Source organism: Microbacterium tumbae (genome assembly GCF_054780175.1).
Map to the genome: position 1 here is coordinate 430,957 of NZ_BAAGWV010000002.1, position 18,971 is coordinate 449,927.

The 18,971-nt window shown below is 71.2% G+C and carries 19 protein-coding genes; all 19 read right to left on the minus strand.

What is annotated here, in order from left to right:
* Positions 1-10: 10 nt before the first annotated feature.
* The 19 genes from ACYVGQ_RS09350 to pyrR all read right to left on the minus strand — a co-directional run bounded on the left by ACYVGQ_RS09350 (position 11) and on the right by pyrR (position 18,937).
* Positions 11-607, minus strand: a complete 597-nt coding sequence (locus ACYVGQ_RS09350; RefSeq protein ID WP_460784352.1) for a Trp biosynthesis-associated membrane protein — start codon at positions 605-607, stop codon at positions 11-13.
* Complete coding sequence (hisI, locus tag ACYVGQ_RS09355; protein ID WP_460784353.1) at positions 604-996, minus strand: phosphoribosyl-AMP cyclohydrolase; 393 nt, start codon at positions 994-996, stop codon at positions 604-606. Before hisI ends, ACYVGQ_RS09350 begins: the two co-directional genes overlap by 4 nt.
* Positions 960-1,754 carry an imidazole glycerol phosphate synthase subunit HisF gene (gene hisF, locus ACYVGQ_RS09360; RefSeq protein ID WP_460784354.1) on the minus strand — a complete coding sequence of 265 codons (795 nt, stop codon included), beginning with the start codon at positions 1,752-1,754 and terminating at the stop codon, positions 960-962. Before hisF ends, hisI begins: the two co-directional genes overlap by 37 nt.
* Positions 1,754-2,593, minus strand: coding sequence for an ATP phosphoribosyltransferase (hisG, locus tag ACYVGQ_RS09365; protein WP_460784355.1), 840 nt, complete (start codon positions 2,591-2,593; stop codon positions 1,754-1,756). The genes hisF and hisG overlap by 1 nt, the downstream gene beginning before the upstream one ends.
* 37 nt (positions 2,594-2,630) lie before the next feature.
* Positions 2,631-2,894, minus strand: a complete 264-nt coding sequence (locus ACYVGQ_RS09370; RefSeq protein ID WP_460784356.1) for a phosphoribosyl-ATP diphosphatase — start codon at positions 2,892-2,894, stop codon at positions 2,631-2,633.
* A complete protein-coding gene (gene rpe / locus ACYVGQ_RS09375) occupies positions 2,891-3,571 on the minus strand; it encodes a ribulose-phosphate 3-epimerase (RefSeq protein WP_460784357.1) in 681 nt (226 codons plus the stop codon). The genes ACYVGQ_RS09370 and rpe overlap by 4 nt, the downstream gene beginning before the upstream one ends.
* Positions 3,568-4,995 (minus strand): RsmB/NOP family class I SAM-dependent RNA methyltransferase, encoded by a 1,428-nt coding sequence (locus tag ACYVGQ_RS09380; RefSeq protein ID WP_460784358.1) that lies wholly within the window; start codon positions 4,993-4,995, stop codon positions 3,568-3,570. The genes rpe and ACYVGQ_RS09380 overlap by 4 nt, the downstream gene beginning before the upstream one ends.
* On the minus strand, positions 4,992-5,912 hold the full coding sequence (fmt, locus tag ACYVGQ_RS09385) for a methionyl-tRNA formyltransferase (protein ID WP_460784359.1): 921 nt from the start codon (positions 5,910-5,912) through the stop codon (positions 4,992-4,994). Before fmt ends, ACYVGQ_RS09380 begins: the two co-directional genes overlap by 4 nt.
* A 19-nt stretch (positions 5,913-5,931) precedes the next feature.
* The gene (locus ACYVGQ_RS09390) at positions 5,932-7,881 is read right to left on the minus strand and encodes a primosomal protein N' family DNA-binding protein (protein ID WP_460784360.1); all 1,950 of its coding nucleotides are present in this window, start codon (positions 7,879-7,881) and stop codon (positions 5,932-5,934) included.
* The gene (metK, locus tag ACYVGQ_RS09395; protein ID WP_460784361.1) at positions 7,881-9,077 is read right to left on the minus strand and encodes a methionine adenosyltransferase; all 1,197 of its coding nucleotides are present in this window, start codon (positions 9,075-9,077) and stop codon (positions 7,881-7,883) included. The genes ACYVGQ_RS09390 and metK overlap by 1 nt, the downstream gene beginning before the upstream one ends.
* 14 nt (positions 9,078-9,091) lie before the next feature.
* On the minus strand, positions 9,092-9,349 hold the full coding sequence (rpoZ, locus tag ACYVGQ_RS09400) for a DNA-directed RNA polymerase subunit omega (RefSeq protein WP_460784362.1): 258 nt from the start codon (positions 9,347-9,349) through the stop codon (positions 9,092-9,094).
* Between the two features lie 65 nt (positions 9,350-9,414).
* Positions 9,415-10,323, minus strand: a complete 909-nt coding sequence (gene gmk / locus ACYVGQ_RS09405; protein ID WP_460784363.1) for a guanylate kinase — start codon at positions 10,321-10,323, stop codon at positions 9,415-9,417.
* Complete coding sequence (gene pyrF / locus ACYVGQ_RS09410) at positions 10,316-11,161, minus strand: orotidine-5'-phosphate decarboxylase (protein WP_460784364.1); 846 nt, start codon at positions 11,159-11,161, stop codon at positions 10,316-10,318. The genes gmk and pyrF overlap by 8 nt, the downstream gene beginning before the upstream one ends.
* Positions 11,158-14,445: a carbamoyl-phosphate synthase large subunit gene (carB, locus tag ACYVGQ_RS09415; protein WP_460784365.1), complete on the minus strand. Its 3,288-nt coding sequence runs from the start codon at positions 14,443-14,445 to the stop codon at positions 11,158-11,160. Before carB ends, pyrF begins: the two co-directional genes overlap by 4 nt.
* Complete coding sequence (carA, locus tag ACYVGQ_RS09420) at positions 14,445-15,647, minus strand: glutamine-hydrolyzing carbamoyl-phosphate synthase small subunit (RefSeq protein ID WP_460784366.1); 1,203 nt, start codon at positions 15,645-15,647, stop codon at positions 14,445-14,447. Before carA ends, carB begins: the two co-directional genes overlap by 1 nt.
* Entirely contained in the window at positions 15,644-16,150 is a 507-nt protein-coding gene (locus ACYVGQ_RS09425; RefSeq protein ID WP_460784367.1) for a PH-like domain-containing protein, read from the minus strand. The genes carA and ACYVGQ_RS09425 overlap by 4 nt, the downstream gene beginning before the upstream one ends.
* Positions 16,147-17,448 carry a dihydroorotase gene (locus ACYVGQ_RS09430; RefSeq protein ID WP_460784368.1) on the minus strand — a complete coding sequence of 434 codons (1,302 nt, stop codon included), beginning with the start codon at positions 17,446-17,448 and terminating at the stop codon, positions 16,147-16,149. The genes ACYVGQ_RS09425 and ACYVGQ_RS09430 overlap by 4 nt, the downstream gene beginning before the upstream one ends.
* Positions 17,445-18,410 (minus strand): aspartate carbamoyltransferase catalytic subunit, encoded by a 966-nt coding sequence (locus ACYVGQ_RS09435; RefSeq protein WP_460784369.1) that lies wholly within the window; start codon positions 18,408-18,410, stop codon positions 17,445-17,447. The genes ACYVGQ_RS09430 and ACYVGQ_RS09435 overlap by 4 nt, the downstream gene beginning before the upstream one ends.
* Positions 18,407-18,937 carry a bifunctional pyr operon transcriptional regulator/uracil phosphoribosyltransferase PyrR gene (pyrR, locus tag ACYVGQ_RS09440; protein ID WP_460784370.1) on the minus strand — a complete coding sequence of 177 codons (531 nt, stop codon included), beginning with the start codon at positions 18,935-18,937 and terminating at the stop codon, positions 18,407-18,409. Before pyrR ends, ACYVGQ_RS09435 begins: the two co-directional genes overlap by 4 nt.
* Positions 18,938-18,971 lie beyond the last annotated feature (34 nt).

Genomic DNA, 18,971 nt, shown 5'->3' on the forward strand with positions numbered 1-18,971 from the left:
CGTGGTCAGTCTATCGGTCCGAGCGCGTCGGGTCGGTTCCCCGGGACAGGTCGTCCCACGAGTCCACGGCGTCCATCGGCCCGGCGGCGCGCTGCTCCGCGGCATCCGCGCGATAGCGACGTCCTCCGGTGCGCCAGGCGGATGCCGTGGCGAGGGCGAAGACGGAGCCGGCGAGCAGGAGCGCCCACGCGATCAGCGCCACGACCGGCCAGGCCGTGGGCACCACGGCGTCCACGATCCCGGCGATGGCGTCGTCGCCCGCGAGGCCCGTCAGGTCCGTGACGGTCGGGGCGACCGCGTCCAGCGGGCGGGCGATCAGCAGCTCCAGCGTCCACCACCCGAGCAGCACCGCGACCGCGGCGCCGAGCGAGGCGAGGATGTAGCGGAGCACGCGACCGGAGAGCGCGAGCACCGCGGCCAGCGCGAGCACCGCGAGGCTGAGCGGCGTCAGCAGCGACAGCGCCTGCGTACCGGTCACGAGGATCGGCTCCGCGGCGTCATGACGCTCGACGGTCAGCCAGGTCTGCGTCGCGGACAGAACCCCCGCACCGCCGGCGAGGAGGAACCCCACCACGGTGAGGCTGCGTCCGCGCTCCGCGGTGCTCATCGGAGTCCGGCCGCCTGCACGGCCTCCAGATCCCTCGCATCGAAGCAGGTGCGGGTGCCGGTGTGGCAGGCGGGACCGTTCTGGTGCACGAGCAGCAGGATCGCATCCCCGTCGCAGTCCAGCCGCGCCTCGTGCACCTGCTGGGTGTTGCCCGAGGTGTCGCCCTTGCGCCAGTACTCCTGACGGGAGCGCGACCAGTACGTGGCGCGGCCGCTGGTGAGCGTGCGCCGCAGCGCCTCGGCGTCGGTCCACGCCAGCATGAGCACCTCGAGGGTGTCCCACTGCTGCACGATGACCGGCGCGAGGCCGTCGGCGTTCCAGGCCACCTGCGCGATGCGCTTCTCCAGATCGGTCACTTCGCCTCGCTCCGCTCGCTCGGCGCGGTGCATCGCACCACCACCCCTTCTGCACGGAGGGCTTCCTTGACATCGCCGACGGTGAGCGCGCCGGTGTGGAAGACGCTCGCGGCGAGGACGGCATCCGCCCCTGCTCTGATCGCCGGCGCGAAGTCGTCGACGGATCCCGCGCCGCCGGAGGCGATCACGGGAACCGAGGCGACCTCGCGCATGAGCCGGACGAGCTCGAGATCGAAGCCGTCGCGCGTGCCGTCCGCGTCGATGGAGTTCACGAGGAGCTCCCCGGCTCCGCGCTCCGCGGCCTCCCGCGCCCACTCCAGCGCGTCGAGAGTCGTCTCCGTGCGGCCGCCGTGCGTGGTGACCACGAACCCGGATGCCGTGGTCGGGGCGCGCTTCACATCCAGGGAGAGCACGAGCACCTGGGCGCCGAACCGGTCTGCGATCTCGCCGAGCAGGTCGGGACGGGCGATGGCGGCGGAGTTCACGCCGATCTTGTCCGCGCCGACCGCGAGCAGTCGCGCCACGTCGTCGACGCTGCGCACCCCGCCCCCGACCGTCAGCGGCACGAAGACCTGCTCCGCCGTGCGCTGCACGACCTCGTAGGTCGTCGCGCGCGCATCGACGGTCGCCGTCACGTCCAGGAAGGTTATCTCGTCCGCGCCCTGCGCCGCGTAGTGGGACGCGAGCTCGACCGGGTCGCCCATGTCGCGCAGGTTCTCGAAGTTGACGCCCTTGACGACGCGGCCCTCAGCCACGTCCAAGCAGGGGATGACACGGCTCGCGAGCGTCATCAGAGCCTCGCAGCGTGGATCGCGGTCACCAGCAGCGCCCGGGCGCCGAGCGCGTAGAGCGCGTCCATGATCTGGTTGACGCCCTTGCGCGGGATCATGACACGCACGGCGACCCAAGCCGGATCCTGCAGGGGCGAGATCGTCGGGGACTCGCGTCCAGGGGCGATGGCGGCCGCCCGGTCGATCAGCTCGACGGGCAGGTCGTAGTCCAGCAGCACATAGCGGCGGGCGACGATCACGCCGCGCAGGCGACGCAGGAGCGTGTCCGTGCCCTCCGCCTCACCGGGACGGCTGATGAGCACGGCCTCGGACTCGATGATCACGGGCCCGAAGATCTCGAGTCCCGCCTGACGGAGCGTGGTCCCCGTCTCGACGACGTCGGCGATCGCATCGGCCACGCCGAGTCGCACGGCGGACTCCACGGCGCCGTCCAGGGGGACGAGGACCGCCTGGACGCCGTGCTCGCGCAGATAGGCGTCGACGAGGCCGGGATAGGCGGATGCCACCCTGACGCCCTCGAGGTCCTGGATCGTCGAGTATCGGCCGGGAGGGGCGGCGAAGCGGAAGGTCGACTGCGCGAATCCGAGCGCCTGGACCTCGCGCGCCTGCTGGGGGACGTCCCTGAGCAGGTCGCGGCCCGTGATGCCGACGTCGAGGGCGCCGGAGGCGACGTAGGTGGCGATGTCGCGGGGACGGAGGAAGAAGAACTCGACGTCGTTGTCGGCGTCGACGACGTGCAGGGTCTTGGCGTCGCGGCGACCGGTGTAGCCGGCCTCCGCGAGCATCTCGGCGGCGGTCTCGGAGAGCGAGCCCTTGTTGGGAACGGCGATGCGCAGCATGGGGGTCTTTCGGGTCAGAGGGTCGGGACGGAGCGCATCAGAGATGTCGGTACACGTCCGCGAGGCTCAGGCCCTTGGCGATCATCATCACCTGCAGGTGGTACAGCAGCTGGGAGATCTCCTCCGCCGCCTCCTCCTCGGACTCGTACTCCGAAGCCATCCAGACCTCGGCGGCCTCCTCGACGATCTTCTTGCCGATCACGTGCACGCCGCCGTCGAGCTCGGCCACCGTACCCGATCCCTCTGGACGGATCTCGGCCTTGACCTGGAGCTCGGCGAACAGCTCGTCGAAAGTCTTCACGGTTCCAGGCTAGCGGCTCTCGCGCGCTCCCTGAGCCCGGCGATGGCCGCTTCCGCCTCGGAGGCGCCGTACACGGCGGATCCGGCGACGAAGGTGTCGGCCCCCGCGGCGGCGGCCTGATCGATCGTGTCCGCCGAGATGCCGCCGTCCACCTGGAACCACGGGGAGACCCCGCGACGTCGCGCCTCCTCGACGAGGGCGCGCAGCTTCGGCATCGTCTCCGGCATGAAGCCCTGCCCTCCGAAGCCCGGCTCGACCGTCATCACGAGGATCTGGTCGAACTCGCCGAGGATCTCGTAGAGGCTCTCGCCCGCGGTGCCCGGCTTGAGGGCGACGCCGGCCCTCGCGCCGATGGCGCGCAGCCGCCTGGCCAGTGCGACCGGATCGGCGGCGGCCTCGAGGTGGAAGGTCACGCTCGCAGCTCCGAGCTCCGCGTACCCGGGCGCCCAGCGATCCGGGTCGGAGATCATCAGGTGGACGTCCAGCGGGATGGGGCTCGTCGCCTGGATGCGCTCGACCATCTGCGGGCCGAACGTCAGATTCGGCACGAAATGATTGTCCATGACGTCGACGTGCACGAAGTCGGCTGCGGCGATCCTGGCGAGCTCGGACTGCATGTTGACGAAGTCGGCGGCCAGGACGCTCGGATTGATGCGGGGCGCTTCGGGGAGGGTCATCGGTATCCCTTCGGTGAGCGCTGCAGCAGCGCGAGGAACATGGCGTCGGTGCCGTGCCGGTGGGGCCACAGCTGGACGCGGCCGGAACCGTCGGAGGCGAGGTCGATCGTGCTGCGCGCGACGTCGCGCAGCACGGCGCGGGCGTCGAGCTCGGCGACGTCGTCGCGCACGCGCAGCACCTCGGCCACGACGCCGGTCGTCTCCGCCAGGTGCGGCGAGCACGTGACGTAGGCGACGATGCCTCCGGGTCGCACCGCCTCCAGCGCCGAGAGCAGCAGCTCCTCCTGGAGCACCGTCAGCTCCGCGACGTCGGCCGGCGTCTTGCGCCAGCGCGCCTCGGGACGCCGGCGGAGCGCGCCGAGCCCGGTGCATGGAGCGTCGACGAGGATGCGATCGAAGGTCGCCGGATGCGCGGCGGCGAGAGCGCGTCCGTCCTCCTCGTGCACGACGACATCGCCGGGAAGCGGACGCAGCGCGCTGCGCACCAGCCCCGCGCGCGCCGGAACGACCTCGTTCGCCTCCAGCGCCACCCCGTGCTCGACGGCGATCGCCGCGAGCAGGGCGGTCTTTCCCCCCGGACCCGCGCACAGGTCCAGCCAGCGCTCCCCCTCCCGTATGGGGGCCGCAGCGGCAAGCGCGAGCGCGACGAGCTGCGAGCCCTCGTCCTGCACGCGGACGGTCCCGGCCGCCCGGGCGAGATAGCGGTGCGGATCGCCGCCCGGCGCGCCGAACGCGGTCGGCGCATAGGGCCGCAGCGGCTCGGCCGGCTCGGCGAGGCCTGGCAGGGCGGCGAGCGTGACCTCGGGCGAGACGTTGTCGGCGTCGAGCAGCGCCTCCAGCTCGTCCACGCGATCCTCCGCGGCGAGAGCCCGGCGAAGCGCCCTGATGACCCAGACGGGATGCGCGGTGCGCAGGCCGAGCCGCTCGTCGTCGGAGCGGGCCTCCGCCTCGATGCGCTCCTCCCACTCCCCTGGCGTGTCGCGGGCGATCCGGCGCAGCACAGCATTGGCGAAGCCTGCGGCGCCTCTGCTGTGCGACGCGGCGAGGTTCACCGATTCGTTCACCGCGGCATGCGAGGCCACTCTCGTGGACAGCAGCTGATGGGCGCCGAGGCGCAGGGCGTCGAGCACGGCCGGATCGATGTCCGCGGCGTCGCGGCCGGCGGCCCGGGCGATGACGGCATCGTAGGTTCCTCGTCGGCGGAGAGTGCCGTAGGTCAGCTCGGTGGCCAGCCCGGCGTCCTGAGGGTTCAGGCCCGCGGAGGTGATCGCGCCCGGCAGGAGGAGGTTCGCGTAGGCGTCCGACTCCGACACCGCGCGGAGCACGTCGTAAGCGACCCTCCTTGCCGCCTGCACGGAGCGATCGGGGGCGGGACGGCCACCTGGACGCCCCGGTCTCCGCGAGGAGCGCTGCGCGCCGCTCATGAACCGGCCACCGTCCCCTCGGCATCCCGTCGTCCCCGCCACCAATCGGCCGCGGCCATGGCCGGTCTGCCCGCCGGCTGCAAGCGTGTGACCTCGAGAGGCGCGGTCGCCGTGCCGACGAGGACGCCCGTGCGCGTGCCGGACACGGCGCCGGGCTCCGACCGTGGCGCATCGAGTGCCGGCGCGGCGCTCAGGATCTTGAGACGGGCGCCGTCGACCGTGGTGTGCGCACCCGGCTCGGGTGTGACGCCCCTGTAGCGCGCGTACACCTGCTCCACGGGGAGCGCGAAGTCCAGCCGTCCGTCCTCGAGGGAGAGCTTGGGTGCGAGCGTGACCTCGCCGTTCTGCGGCGTCCTGGTCGCCGTCCCCTCCTCGATGGCGGCGACGACCTCGGCGGTGAGCGGCGCGCCGGCGCGTGCGAGGATGCCGAGCGCGACGTCTGCCGTGGCATCGCCGGGGATGTCGACGGCCTGGGAGGCGAACACGTCACCGGCATCCAGCGCTTCGACCAGGTGGAACACGCTCGCGCCGAGCACCTCGTCCCCGGCGATGAGCGCACGCTGGACGGGCGCCGCGCCGCGCCAGGCCGGCAGCAGGGAGAAGTGCAGGTTGATCCAGCCGTGGACCGGCGCCGAGAGCAGCGGCTCGCGCACGAGCCCGCCGTAGGCGACGATCACGCCCAGCTCGGCGTTCAGAGTCGCGATCCGGGCCGTGGTCTCCGCGTCGAGCCGCGCAGCCCTGATCACCGGCAGCCCGAGCTCCCCAGCCGCCTGCGCGACGGGGGACGGCGTCAGGACGCGCTTGCGCCCCAGCGGCGCGTCCGGTCGTGTCACGACGGCGGCGACGTCATGACGCGCCGCCAGAAGCTGGAGGGTGGGGACGGCGACGGCGGGGGTGCCGGCGAAGACGAGGCGCATGAAAGGTACTCCGGTCGGATCAGATCTCAGGTTCGAGGATATCGAGGCGCACGGAGAGGCCGGCGCGAGCGGGGCGGCCCTTGGCGCGGCGGCGCTGCACGGCATCCGCGACGACGAGCGCGCGCAGGGTGGTCGCCACGGCTGCGCCGATGCCGTAGCCGAAGCGGATGAGGGCTCGCACGCGTCCCTCGTCGCCGGGAACGGGCAGCGGACCCAGCACCGCCTCCGCGGGCAGGCCGAGCGCTCTGACGGCGTCGACCGCCCCGGTCACCGACCCGCTCGTGCCCTCCACCTGCGCGACGCGAGTGGTCGGCGGCATGTGCAGCGGGGCCCTGTCCTCCAGCTCCGCTCGTGCATAGCCGGACTGGTTCCAGGTGGCCAGCGCTCTCGCGACCGCGCCGTCGACGCCGACGAGGTGCACGGGCGCTCCGGGGGCGGCGAGGGCCGCGGCGTTCGACCACCAGCGCAGGCACGACTCGCCGATCCGAAGTTCCGGCGCCTGCAGCATCCGCGGTCCGTCCAGAAGCACGACCGCTCGGTATCCGCCGTCGGCGAGAGGCTCTGCCCCACGGGTGGCGACGACGAGGGAAGGGCGCGCATCGACGCTCTCCACGGGATGCGCGCCGTCCGCGAGGATCACGCGGATGCCGGGGAAGGCACGGCCGAGCTCGTCGGCCGTGCGCTCGCTGCCCGACGACGCGAGGCGCAGCTGCGTCGAAGAGCACGAGGGGCAGGTCCATGCGCGGGCCGAGCGCCCGCACCAGCCGCACACGGGGACCGCGCCGCGGCGGTGCGCTCCCAGGGGCCCGCCGCAGTGGGCGCACCGGGCGGGGCGGCGGCACTCGGCGCACACCAGCGACGGAGAGAAGCCGGGACGCGCGACCTGGACGAGCACGGGGCCCTCGGCGGCGGCCCTCCTGGCGGAGAGGAATGCGCTGGAGGGCAGCCGCTGCGCATGCTGCTCGAGCTCCTGCGGAGTGCTCAGCTGCACTCGGGGCAGGACGCGTCGTGCCGCGCGCACGTCCTGCAGCCAGCCGGCGAGCACGAGCCGTTCGACATCGCTGGTGCGCGTGTGACCGGCGAGCAGCAGGGCGCTGCCCTCCTGCTCCTGCCTCAGCAGCGCCGCGTCCCTCGCGTGCGCATAAGGGGCGAGGGGCTCGGCGAGCAGCGGATCGCCATCGTCCCAGAGGACCACGAGCCCGGCGCGCACCGGTGCGTAGACGGCCGATCGATTGCCGACGACGACGCAGGGCGCGTCCTCCAGGGTGCGCAGGAAGGCGCGATAGCGATCGGGATTGCTCTGCCGCGCGTCGTGCCGCACGATCGCATCCTCGGGGAGGAGCGCCGACAGCGCCGCGACGACCCGATCGAGGTCTCGGTGGTCCGGCACCGCGATGATCGCGGAGCGGCCGTCGGCGAGTGCGCGGGTGGCGGATGCGGCGAGGAGGCGGGTCCACGAGGGCACCCCCTCCTCCAGCACCGGCACCGCCTCGACGGCCGCGCGTCCGCCGGTGTCGAGCACGGTCTCCAAACCCTCATAGCGGGCGATGACCTTCGCCGCCGCCGTCGTCGCTTCCTCATCGGGCACCGGATGCCCGGCATCCGCGGACCAGGCCTTCTCGACCCGGACCTGCCTCTTCGGGATGACGAGGCGCAGGATGTCCGACGCCGAGCCCGCCGCACGGTCGGCGGTCCGACGCGCCAGCCGATACAGCTCGGGCGAGAGCACAGCGACGGATGACACGACGCTCTCCACCGCGGAGAGGGGGCGGTCCGCGTCGTCCTCCTGGGCGATCTCCACGATGTAGCCGTCGAGAACCCTGCCCGCCGTACGCAGCGGCACCTTCACACGAACGCCCGGCGCCACCTCTCCGAGCTCATCCGGCAGCGCGTAGTCGAACAGCCGGTCCAGCTGCGGGAGCGGCGAGTCCAGGAGCACGCGCGCGATGCGCCTGCTCTCGGCGGCCATCAGACGCCGGCGGCGCGGCGCAGCTCTTCGGCGCGGTCGGTCCGCTCCCACGTGAAGTCGGGCAGCTCGCGCCCGAAATGGCCGTAAGCGGCGGTCTGCGCATAGATCGGACGCAGCAGATCGAGCTCCTCGATGATCGCCTGCGGACGGAGATCGAAGACCTCGGAGATCGCCTTCGTGATCGCGTCGTCGTCGATCCTGCCCGTGCCGAAGGTCTCGACGTAGAGACCGACGGGATGCGCGACGCCGATCGCGTACGCGACCTGCACCTCGAGACGGTCGGCGAGGCCGGCGGCCACGGCGTTCTTCGCGACCCAGCGCATCGCGTATGCACCGGAGCGGTCCACCTTCGAGGGGTCCTTGCCGCTGAACGCGCCACCGCCGTGCCTGGCCGCGCCGCCGTAGGTGTCGATGATGATCTTGCGGCCGGTGAGGCCTGCGTCGCCCTTGGGGCCGCCTGTGACGAAGGGGCCGGCCGGGTTGATGTAGTACGTCAGATCGGCGGGGATGTCGAGACCGGTCGAGGCGAGCACGGGGTCGATGACATGCTCGCGCACCTGCGCCTTCAGCTCCTCCTGGGAGATGTCGGGGTGATGCTGCGTGGAGAGCACGACCGCGTCGACGGTCTTCGGCGTGAAGCCGTCGTAGCCGAGCGTGACCTGCGTCTTGCCGTCCGGCCGCAGGAACGGCAGCAGGCCGGAGCGACGGACCTCCGTGAGGCGCTCCGCGATGCGGTGCGCCGTCCATCCCGCCATCGGCATGAGCTGCGGGGTCTCGTTCGTGGCGAACCCGAACATGATGCCCTGGTCCCCGGCGCCGAGCGCGTCGCGCTCATCGGTCGAGCCGCCGTCGCGGTGCTCCTTGGCCTGGTCGACCCCGTGCGCGATGTCGGAGGACTGCTCCCCCACCGAGACGCTGACGCCGCAGGAGCTGCCGTCGAATCCGAGCTCGCTCGAGGTGTAGCCGATGCCGTTGACGACGTCGCGGACGATCGTCGGGATGTCGACGTACGCCTCGGTGCGGATCTCGCCGGCGACGTGCACGAGCCCCGTGGTGACGAGGGTCTCCACGGCGACGCGCGAACCGGGGTCCTTGGCGATGAGGCCGTCGAGGATGCTGTCGGAGATCTGATCGCAGATCTTGTCCGGATGCCCCTCGGTGACGGACTCGGAGGTGAACAGGCGGAGTGCGCTCATGTGTCCGTCGCGCCTCACTCGGCGTGACGGATGCGGAGCTTGTCCTCGTTGATCTCGTGGAGCGCGATCGTCAGCGGCTTGTCCTCGACCGAGGAGTCCACCAGCGGGCCGACGTTGTCGAAGAGGTTCCCCTCGTGCAGATCGGAGTAGTAGTCGTTGATCTGGCGGGCGCGCTTGGCCGCGTAGATGACCAGCTCGTACTTGGACTCGACGCGGTCGAGCAGGTTGTCGATGGGCGGATCGATGATGCCCTTGGTGTGGTGTCCGGCCATGGTGGGACCTCCAGATCAGGCGACGGGTTCGTCGCGAAGTCGATACGGCGGGCGCGCGAAGACGCTCAGCGCGCTGTTGCCTCAGACAATTCTACGACCTCGCGGGCGGCTGCGCCGACATCCTCGTTCACAATCAGGTAATCGAACTCGCTCTGGGCCGCCAGTTCGACCTTCGCGGTGCGGAGCCGTCGCGCGCGCTCCTCCTCATCCTCCGTGCCGCGGCCGACGAGCCGGTGCACGAGCTCGTCCCAGCTGGGCGGCAGCAGGAAGATCAGCGTCGCGGACGGCTCGGCTTCGCGGACCTGACGCGCGCCCTGCAGGTCGATCTCGAGCAGCACCGTCCTGCCGGCGGCCAGTGCGGCGTCGATCGGGGCGCGCGGGGTGCCGTAGCGGCTCCTGTTGTGCACCACCGCGTACTCGAGGAGCTCTCCGTCGGCGATCATGCGGTCGAACTCCGCGTCGTCGACGAAGTAGTAGTGCACTCCGTCGACCTCCCCCGGTCGCGGCGCCCTGGTTGTGGCCGACACGGAGAGGTGGATCTCCGGATGCCGTTCGCGGATCTGCGCGGCGACGGTGCCCTTGCCGACCGCGGTCGGGCCGGCGAGCACGAGCAGACGGCTGCGCCCCGAGCGCGGTCTGTGCGGGGGGAAGCGCCCGTCCAGCCACGCGCGCAGCGCGAGCTTCTGCCGGGCGCCCAGACCTCCCAGACGCTTCACCGGGGAGATCTGGAGCTCCTCCAGCACACGGTCCTTCTTGCCCGCGCCGATGGCGGGGAGCGCGAGGAGGAAGTCGGTCACGCGGAAGGAGCCCTCAACGGAGTCCGGATCCGATCCTGCACGTTCCAGCACCTCCTGGGGTGCGATCACCCGGGTGGTGAGGTCGCGTTTCACCGATGCGCGAGCACGACGGCGTTCCACCGCGCGCCGCGCGGCGGCGGCGCGGTCCACTTCCGGGACGGGGCGCTTCTCAGACATCCAGGGCCTCCCGGTACGCCGCCGCGGCGGCGGTGATCGCGTCGGCGAGCCCGTCCCGCCCCGCCGAGAGGATGCTGCGGCTCTCGCTCGCGATGACGACGGCGGCCATGGAGCCGAACCGCGTGACGAGGTCGCCGGCCGCGGCCCCCTGCGTCCCGAAGCCCGGGGCCAGGATGGGCGCAGGAGGCGAGAACGGCGCGAGACCCGCCTCGGGCCATTCGACCGTGGCTCCGATGACGAAGCCCAGACTGCCCCACTGCCCGGCCGGTGCGGCAGCGGCGTTGCGAGCGGACACCTCTTCGACGATCTGCGCCGACACGGTCTTCGCGGATGCCGAGGCGGAGCGCTGCACGCCGACGGCCTCGGGGTTGCTCGTCGCGGCCAGGACGAAGACGCCCTTGCCGTGCCGGGCGGCGAGCTCGAACGCGCCGTCGAGCGATCCGACGCCGAGGAAGGGGTTCGCCGTGAGGGCGTCCGCCTCGAGCGGAGAGCCCGGCGTCAGCCAGGCCGCGGCGTAGGCGTCCATCGTCGTGCCGATGTCGCCGCGCTTGGCGTCGGCGATCACGATCAGTCCCGCAGCACGGGCCGCGGCGAGCACGTCCTCGAGCGCCGCGACGCCCGCGGAGCCGAAGCGCTCGAAGAACGACACCTGCGGCTTCACGATCGCGGCGCGCCCGATCGCGGCGTCCACTGTGCGCAGCCCGAGCTCGCGGACCCCGTCCGCGCTCTGCGGGAGCCCCCAGGACTTCAGGAGACCCGCATGCGGGTCGATGCCGACGCAGAGCGGTCCGACGGCGCTCAGCGCCGCCCGGACCCGCTCGCCGAAGCTCTCGATCACACCGCCGCCTTCCGGTCGATGGCGTACTCCTGGAGGCTGCGCACGGCGAAGCCGTGGTCGGCGGCGTCCATCCCGCTGACGGCGGCGCCGAGCACCGCCATCGTGGTGAACAGCGCCTTGTCCGCCGCGACGGCGGCCGCGCGGATCTCGTAGCCGTCCGCGCGGGCGGCTCCGCCGGACGGCGTGTTCACGACGATGTCGATCTCCCCGTCGTTGATCAGATCGACGATGTTGCGCTCCCCGCTGGACTGGGTGTCGCTGTACTTCGCCACCACGGTGACCGGGATGCCGTTGCGCGAGAGGATCTCCGCCGTGCCCTCGGTCGCCACGAGCGAGAAGCCCAGCTCCTGCAGTCGGTGAGCCGGGAGGATGACGGCGCGCTTGTCCGCGTCCGCGACCGAGATGAACACGGTGCCGGAGGTCGGCATCCCGCCGTAGGCCGCGGCCTGGCTCTTCGCGAAGGCCGTCGGGAAGTCCTTGTCGATGCCCATGACCTCGCCGGTCGAACGCATCTCGGGACCGAGCACGGAGTCGACGATCTTGCCGTCCTTGGTGCGGAAGCGCTTGAACGGCAGCACCGCCTCCTTCACCGCGACCGGAGCACCGAGCGGCACGTGCGAGCCGTCCTGCGCGGGCAGGAGCCCCTCGGCCTTGAGCTCCTCGATCATGCTGCCGGCCATGATGCGGCTGGCCGCCTTCGCGAGCGGGATGCCGAGCGCCTTCGACACGAAAGGCACAGTGCGGCTGGCGCGCGGGTTCGCCTCGATGACGTAGAGCACGCCGGCGCTGATCGCGAACTGCACGTTCAGCAGTCCGCGCACGCCCACGCCCTCGGCGATCGCGAGCGTCGCCTTGCGGACGCGGTCGATGTCGCTGCGGCCGAGCGACATCGGGGGCAGCGCGCAGCTGGAGTCGCCGGAGTGGATGCCGGCCTCCTCCAGGTGCTCCATGACGCCGCCGATGTACAGCTCGACGCCGTCGTACAGGGCGTCGACGTCGAGCTCGATGGCGTCGTCGAGGAAGCGATCGACGAGCAGCGGCTTGCCCGGCTCGATGACGACCTCGCCGGCCGTGCGGACGAAGTAGTCGCGCAGGCTCTCGGTGTCGTAGACGATCTCCATGCCGCGCCCGCCGAGGACGAAGCTCGGGCGCACCAGCACCGGGTAGCCGATCTCCTCGGCGATCGCGACGGCGCCATCCGCATCCACGGCCGTGCCGTGGCGCGGAGCGATGAGCCCGGCGTCGTCGAGCAGCTGCGAGAACAGCTCCCGCTCCTCGGCGATGTCGATGGCTGCGGGGCTCGTGCCGAGCACGGTGTAGCCCGCGGCCTCGATGCCCTTGGCGAGGCCGAGCGGAGTCTGCCCGCCGAGCTGGCAGACGACGCCGAGGATGGTGCCGCTGGCGGCCTCGGCGTCGAGCACCTCCAGCACATCCTCCAGCGTCAGCGGCTCGAAGTAGAGCCGGTCGCTCGTGTCGTAGTCGGTCGACACGGTCTCCGGGTTGCAGTTGACCATCACGGTCTCGTAGCCGGCATCCGACAGCGCGAAGGAGGCGTGCACGCAGGAGTAGTCGAACTCGACGCCCTGTCCGATGCGGTTCGGCCCGGAGCCGATGATGACGACCTTGGTCCGCTCGGAGGGGGCGACCTCCGTCTCGAAGTCGTAGCTCGAATAGTGGTACGGGGTGAGCGCGGGGAACTCGCCCGCGCAGGTGTCCACGGTCTTGTAGACCGGGCGGATGCCGAGGCCGTGGCGCACACCGCGGATCTCTGTCTCAGACCCTCCCCTGAGCTCTGCGATCTGCGCGTCGGAGAAGCCGTGCTCCTTCGCGTGGCGCAGGGTCTCGGCGTCGAGCTCGGGCGCGGTGCGCACGGTCTCGGCCACCTCGTTGATGAGGACGATCTGGTCGAGGAACCACGGGTCGATGGCGGTCGCCTCGAATGCCTGCTCGAGCGTGGCGCCCTTGCGCAGCGCCTGCTGCAGGACCACGATGCGGCCGTCCGTGGGCGTCCGGGATGTCTCCAGGAGCTCCTCGACGCTGCGCTCCTCCGGCCCCCAGTGGAAGCTCGAGCCGCGCTTCTCCAGCGAGCGGAGCGCCTTCTGGAGCGCGGTGGCGTAGTTGCGGCCGATCGCCATCGCCTCGCCGACCGACTTCATGGTCGTCGTGAGCGTGACGTCGGCGGCGGGGAACTTCTCGAAGGCGAAACGGGGGACCTTGACCACGACGTAGTCGAGCGTGGGCTCGAAGCTCGCCGGGGTGACGCCGGTGATGTCGTTCGGGATCTCGTCCAGTCGATAGCCGAGCGCGAGTTTGGCGGCGAGCTTCGCAATCGGGAAGCCGGTGGCCTTCGATGCCAGAGCGCTCGAGCGCGAGACGCGCGGATTCATCTCGATGACGATGATCCGGCCGTCCTCGGGGTTCACCGCGAACTGGATGTTGCAGCCTCCGGTGTCGACGCCCACCGCACGGATGATGTCGATGCCGATGTCGCGCAGCTTCTGGTACTCCCGGTCGGTGAGGGTGAGCGCGGGCGCGACCGTGATGGAGTCTCCCGTGTGCACCCCGACCGGGTCGACGTTCTCGATGGAGCAGACCACTACCGTGTTGTCGGCGGTGTCGCGCATGAGCTCGAGCTCGTACTCCTTCCAGCCCAGGATCGACTCCTCCAGGAGCACCTCGCTGGTGGGCGAGTCGTGCAGGCCCGCTCCGCCGATGCGGCGCAGGTCCTCCTCGTCATAGGCGAAGCCGGAGCCGAGGCCGCCCATGGTGAACGAGGGGCGGACGACGAGCGGGTAGCCGAGCTTCTCCGCGCCGGCGATGAGCTCGTCCGTGGTGTGGCAGATGACGGATGCCGCGACATCCGCGCCCGCCTCGATCACGAGCTCCTTGAAGATCTGGCGGTCCTCGCCCTTCTTGATCGCCTCGACCTTGGCGCCGATGAGCTCGACGTCGTACTTGTCGAGGATGCCGCGCTCGTTCAGCGCCATGGCGGCGTTCAGCGCCGTCTGACCGCCGAGGGTCGGCAGGATGGCGTCGGGGCGCTCCTTCGCGATGATGGTCTCGATGACCTCGGGGGTGATCGGCTCGATGTAGGTCGCGTCGGCGAAGTCCGGGTCGGTCATGATCGTCGCCGGGTTCGAGTTCACGAGGATCACGCGCACGCCCTCCTCGCGGAGGACGCGGCACGCCTGGGTGCCCGAGTAGTCGAACTCGCAGGCCTGTCCGATGACGATGGGACCGGATCCGATGACGAGAACGGAGTTGATGTCGTCGCGCTTGGGCATTACTCGGAGTCCTTCTTGGCGATATCGGAATCGGCGCCGGGTGTCGGCTCGCCGCGCTCGCTCGACCCGCGGCGCTGGTCTTCGCGGACCAGCGCCGCGAACCGGTCGAAGAGGTAGTTGGCGTCGTGCGGGCCCGCGGCCGCCTCCGGGTGGTACTGCACGGAGAAGGCGGGGATGTCGAGCGCGCGCAGGCCTTCCACGACGTCGTCGTTGAGGCCGATGTGGCTGACCTCGACCTTGCCGTACCCGGCCGGGCTGTCGAAGGATCCCTCCAGAGGGGCATCGACCGCGAACCCGTGGTTGTGCGCGGTGATCTCCACACGACCGGTCGTCTTGTCCCTCACGGGCTGGTTGATGCCGCGGTGGCCGAAGGTCAGCTTGTAGGTGCCGAGTCCGAGCGCGCGTCCGAACAGCTGGTTGCCGAAGCAGATGCCGAAGTACGGCAGCCGGGCGTCGAGCACCTCGCGGAGCACGGCCACCTGCGCGTCGGAGGCCGAGGGATCGCCGGGGCCGTTCGAGTAGAACACCGCGGCGGGGTCGATCGACATGATGTCCGCGAACGTGGAGCTCTGCGGGAGCACGTGCACCTCGAAGCCGCGTGCGGCCAGGTTGTTCAGCGTGGCCTGCTTGACGCCGAGGTCGAGGACGGCGAGATTGCCGAGCTTCTCCCCCACCGCCGGGGTCACCACGGCGGTGGACACCGAGACCTCTGCGGACAGGTTCTGGCCGGTCATCTGCGGAGCCTGCTGCACGATGCGCAGCTGCTCCTCGGCGTCCAGCGCGGCCGCCTCGCCCGAGAAGATGCCGCCGCGCATGGAGCCGGCCGAGCGCAGCACGCGGGTGATCGCACGGGTGTCGATGCCGCTGATGCCGACGATGCCGTCGCGCCCCAGCGTGTCGTCGAGCGAAGCCGTCGCCCGCCAGTTGGAGACCACGCGCGAGGGGTCGCGCACGATGTAGCCGGACACCCAGATGCGACGGGACTCGTCGTCCTCGTCGTTCATGCCGGTGTTGCCGATGTGGGGCGCGGTCTGCAGGACGATCTGTCCTGCATAGGACGGATCGGTCAGCGTCTCCTGGTATCCGGACATGCCGGTGGCGAAGACGACCTCGCCGAGCGTCGTGCCGCGGGCGCCATAGGCACGACCGCGGTGGCGGGATCCGTCCTCCAGCACGAGGACGGCGGGATCGGGAAGAGTCATGAGGTGGCTCCCGTGTCGGGGGTCGCGATGAGCGGCCGCAGTTCGGAGATGAGGTTCTGGGGGTCGCCATCGGCGAGGCGCAGGTAGGAGTCGACCGGATGCGCGTCCGTCACATCCCAGACGAGCTTCACGAGTCCGCCGGGCTCGACCACGCGGTCGATGGTCACGGTGGCGCGGGCGACGTCCCTGAGGCGGTCCTTGGCCAGGAACACCGTCGGAGCGCCGTCCAGGCACAGAGCGACGCCGCGATCCGTGACGGCGAGCTCTCCGCGCGCCCGGTAGGCGAGCGGGGCGACCGTCAAGCGCTCCAGGGGCTGGTCGTGACGCGTCGTCGAGACGTAGAGCACCTCGTGGCGCGCCCGGACCTCCGCGTGCTCCGGCACGCCGAGGGGCGCCGCGAGCGCTGCGTCGCGTCGGAGTCGCCGCCGCCAGGCGAAGAGCATGAGGAGCAGGATCGCCAGGGCGAACAGGCCGGTGACGAGGAACAGCATCTCCCGGGTCATGCGTTCAGCCCCTCGACGAGCGTACCGGCCTCGACGGTGACGACGCCGCGGTGGATGGTCCACTCCACGCGCCCGGGGAGCTCGCGACCGAGATAGGGCGAGTTCGTGCTGCGCCCGTGCAGGTCGCTCTCGGTGAAGACGCCGTCGACGGATGCGTCGTACAGGGTCACGTTCGCGGGCGCTCCGACCTCGATCGCGCCGAAGTCGGCGAGGCGCCCGATGCGCGCGGGAGCGGCGCTCATGACCCTGGCGACGTCCGCCCAGCCGAGGAGGCCGGTCGCGACCATCGACTGGTGCACGACCCGCAGGGCGCTCTCGAGTCCCACCATGCCGTTGGCTGCGGCCTGCCACTCGCAGGCCTTGCTCTCGCTGGGATGAGGCGCGTGGTCGGTGGCGACGATGTCGATCGTGCCGTCGGCGAGGCCTTCGCGCACCGCGAGCACGTCCTCCTCGCGCCGCAGCGGCGGGTTGACCTTGTAGCGCGCGTCGTAGCCGCGCACGAGCTCGTCGGTGAGCAGAAGATGATGCGGCGTGACCTCGGCCGTCACGGCGATCCCGCGCTTCTTCGCCCATCGGATGATGTCCACGGAGCCCGCTGTGGAGAGGTGGCAGACGTGCAGGCGCGAACCGACGTGCTCGGCCAGGAGCACGTCGCGGGCGATGATCGACTCCTCGGCGACGGCGGGCCAGCCGCCGAGCCCCAGTTCGGCGGAGACGGCGCCCTCGTTCATCTGGGCGCCCTCGGTGAGGCGCGGATCCTGCGCGTGCTGGGCGATCACGCCGTCGAAGCTCTTCACGTACTCCAGGGCGCGACGCATGATGAGCGGGTCGAAGACGCAGAAGCCGTCGTCGCTGAAGACGCGCACCCGTGCACGGGAGCCCGCCATCGCGCCGAGCTCCGCGAGCCGCTCGCCCTTCTGGCCGACGGTCACGGCGCCGATGGGCTGCACGGTGGCGTAGCCGGCCGCCTCGCCGAGGGCGAGCTCCTGCTCGACGACGCCGGCGGAATCGGCCACCGGCGAGGTGTTCGGCATCGCGAACACGGCCGTGAACCCGCCGGCGGCCGCCGCGCGCGTGCCGGTGAGGATCGTCTCGGACGCCTCATAGCCGGGTTCGCGGAGATGCGTGTGCAGGTCGACGAGCCCCGGCAGGGCGACGAGCCCCGCGGCATCCACGATGCGCGCGCCGGGGCGGTTGAGTCCGCTGCCGATCTCGGCGATCACGCCGTCCTCGACGATGATGTCGGCGCTCTGGGCGCCGAGAAGCTGTGCGCCGGTGATGACGAGGGTCTCGCTCACAGGTCTCCCCCTCGTTCGTCTTCTCGTTCTCCTGCCAGCAGCAGGTACAGCACCGCCATGCGCACGGACACCCCGTTGGTCACCTGTTCCAGCACGGTGGATCGCGCCGAATCAGCCGCCTCGGAGGAGATCTCGAGTCCCCGGTTCATGGGGCCGGGATGCATGACAATGCTACCGTCCGGGAGCCCTGCCGCTCGCACGGCGTCCAGCCCCCAGCGCCGGGAATACTCCCGCTCACTGGGGAAATACGCGGCGTTCATGCGCTCCAGCTGGATCCGGAGCATCATGACGGCGTCCGGGCCGAGCGCGAGCGCCTCGTCCAGGTCGTAGAGCACGCGCACCGGCCATCCCGACACGTTCTGCGGGATGAGCGTCGGAGGGGTCACGAGCGTGACCTCCGCCCCCAGGGAGGTGAGGAGCCAGACGTTCGAGCGCGCGACCCTGGAGTGCAGCACGTCGCCGACGATCACCACGTGGACGCCGGTGAGATCGCGTCCCCTGCTGTCCGCGCCGAAGCGGCGCTTGCGGATCGTGAACGCGTCGAGCAGCGCCTGGGTCGGGTGCTCGTGCGTGCCGTCCCCGGCATTGACCACTCCCGCGGAGATCCAGCCGCTGGTCGCGAGCGTGCGGGGCGCGCCGGACGCCGGGTGGCGGATGACCACGGCATCCGCGCCCATGGCCTCCAAGGTCTGAGCGGTGTCCTTCAGGCTCTCGCCCTTGGAGACGCTTGAGCCCTTGGCCGCGAAGTTGATGACGTCCGCCGACAGCCGCTTCGCGGCCGCCTCGAAGGAGATGCGGGTGCGGGTCGAGTCCTCGAAGAAGAGGTTCACCACGGTCTTGCCGCGCAGCGTCGGGAGCTTCTTGACCTCGCGCGACTGCGTGTCCGCCATGTCCTCGGCGACGTCGAGGATGCGCAGCGCCGTCGTGCGGTCCAGCGTCTGGGTGTCGAGCAGGTGCCTCATGCCTCGATCGTCACCTCCTCGGCGCCGTCGTACTCGTGCAGGCGCACGTTGACGCGCTCCGTGCGCGCGGAGGGGATGTTCTTGCCGACGAAGTCCGGCCGGATGGGCAGCTCGCGGTGCCCGCGGTCGACGAGGATCGCGAGGCGCACGGCGGCGGGGCGTCCGATCGACTGGATCGCGTCGAGCGCGGCGCGGATGCTGCGCCCCGAGAAGAGGACGTCGTCGACGAGCACGACCGTCCTGCCGTCGACGCCGCCCGCGGGGATCTCGGTGCGCCGCGGAGACCGCGTCGGATGCTGGGAGAGATCGTCCCGGAAGAGCGTGACGTCCAGTGAGCCGGCGGGGACGGGCACCTGGGAGATGTCCTCGATGAGGGCGCTCAATCGCTGCGCGAGAGCAACTCCCCTGGTCGGGATGCCGAGGAGGACGAGATCCTCCGCTCCGCGATTGGACTCGAGGATCTCATGGGCGATGCGGGTCAGCGCCCGCGAGATGTCGGCTTGCTGCAGCACGGTGCACGTGCTCATCCGCCGCTCCCTTCTCCGCCTCACGGGACGGTGT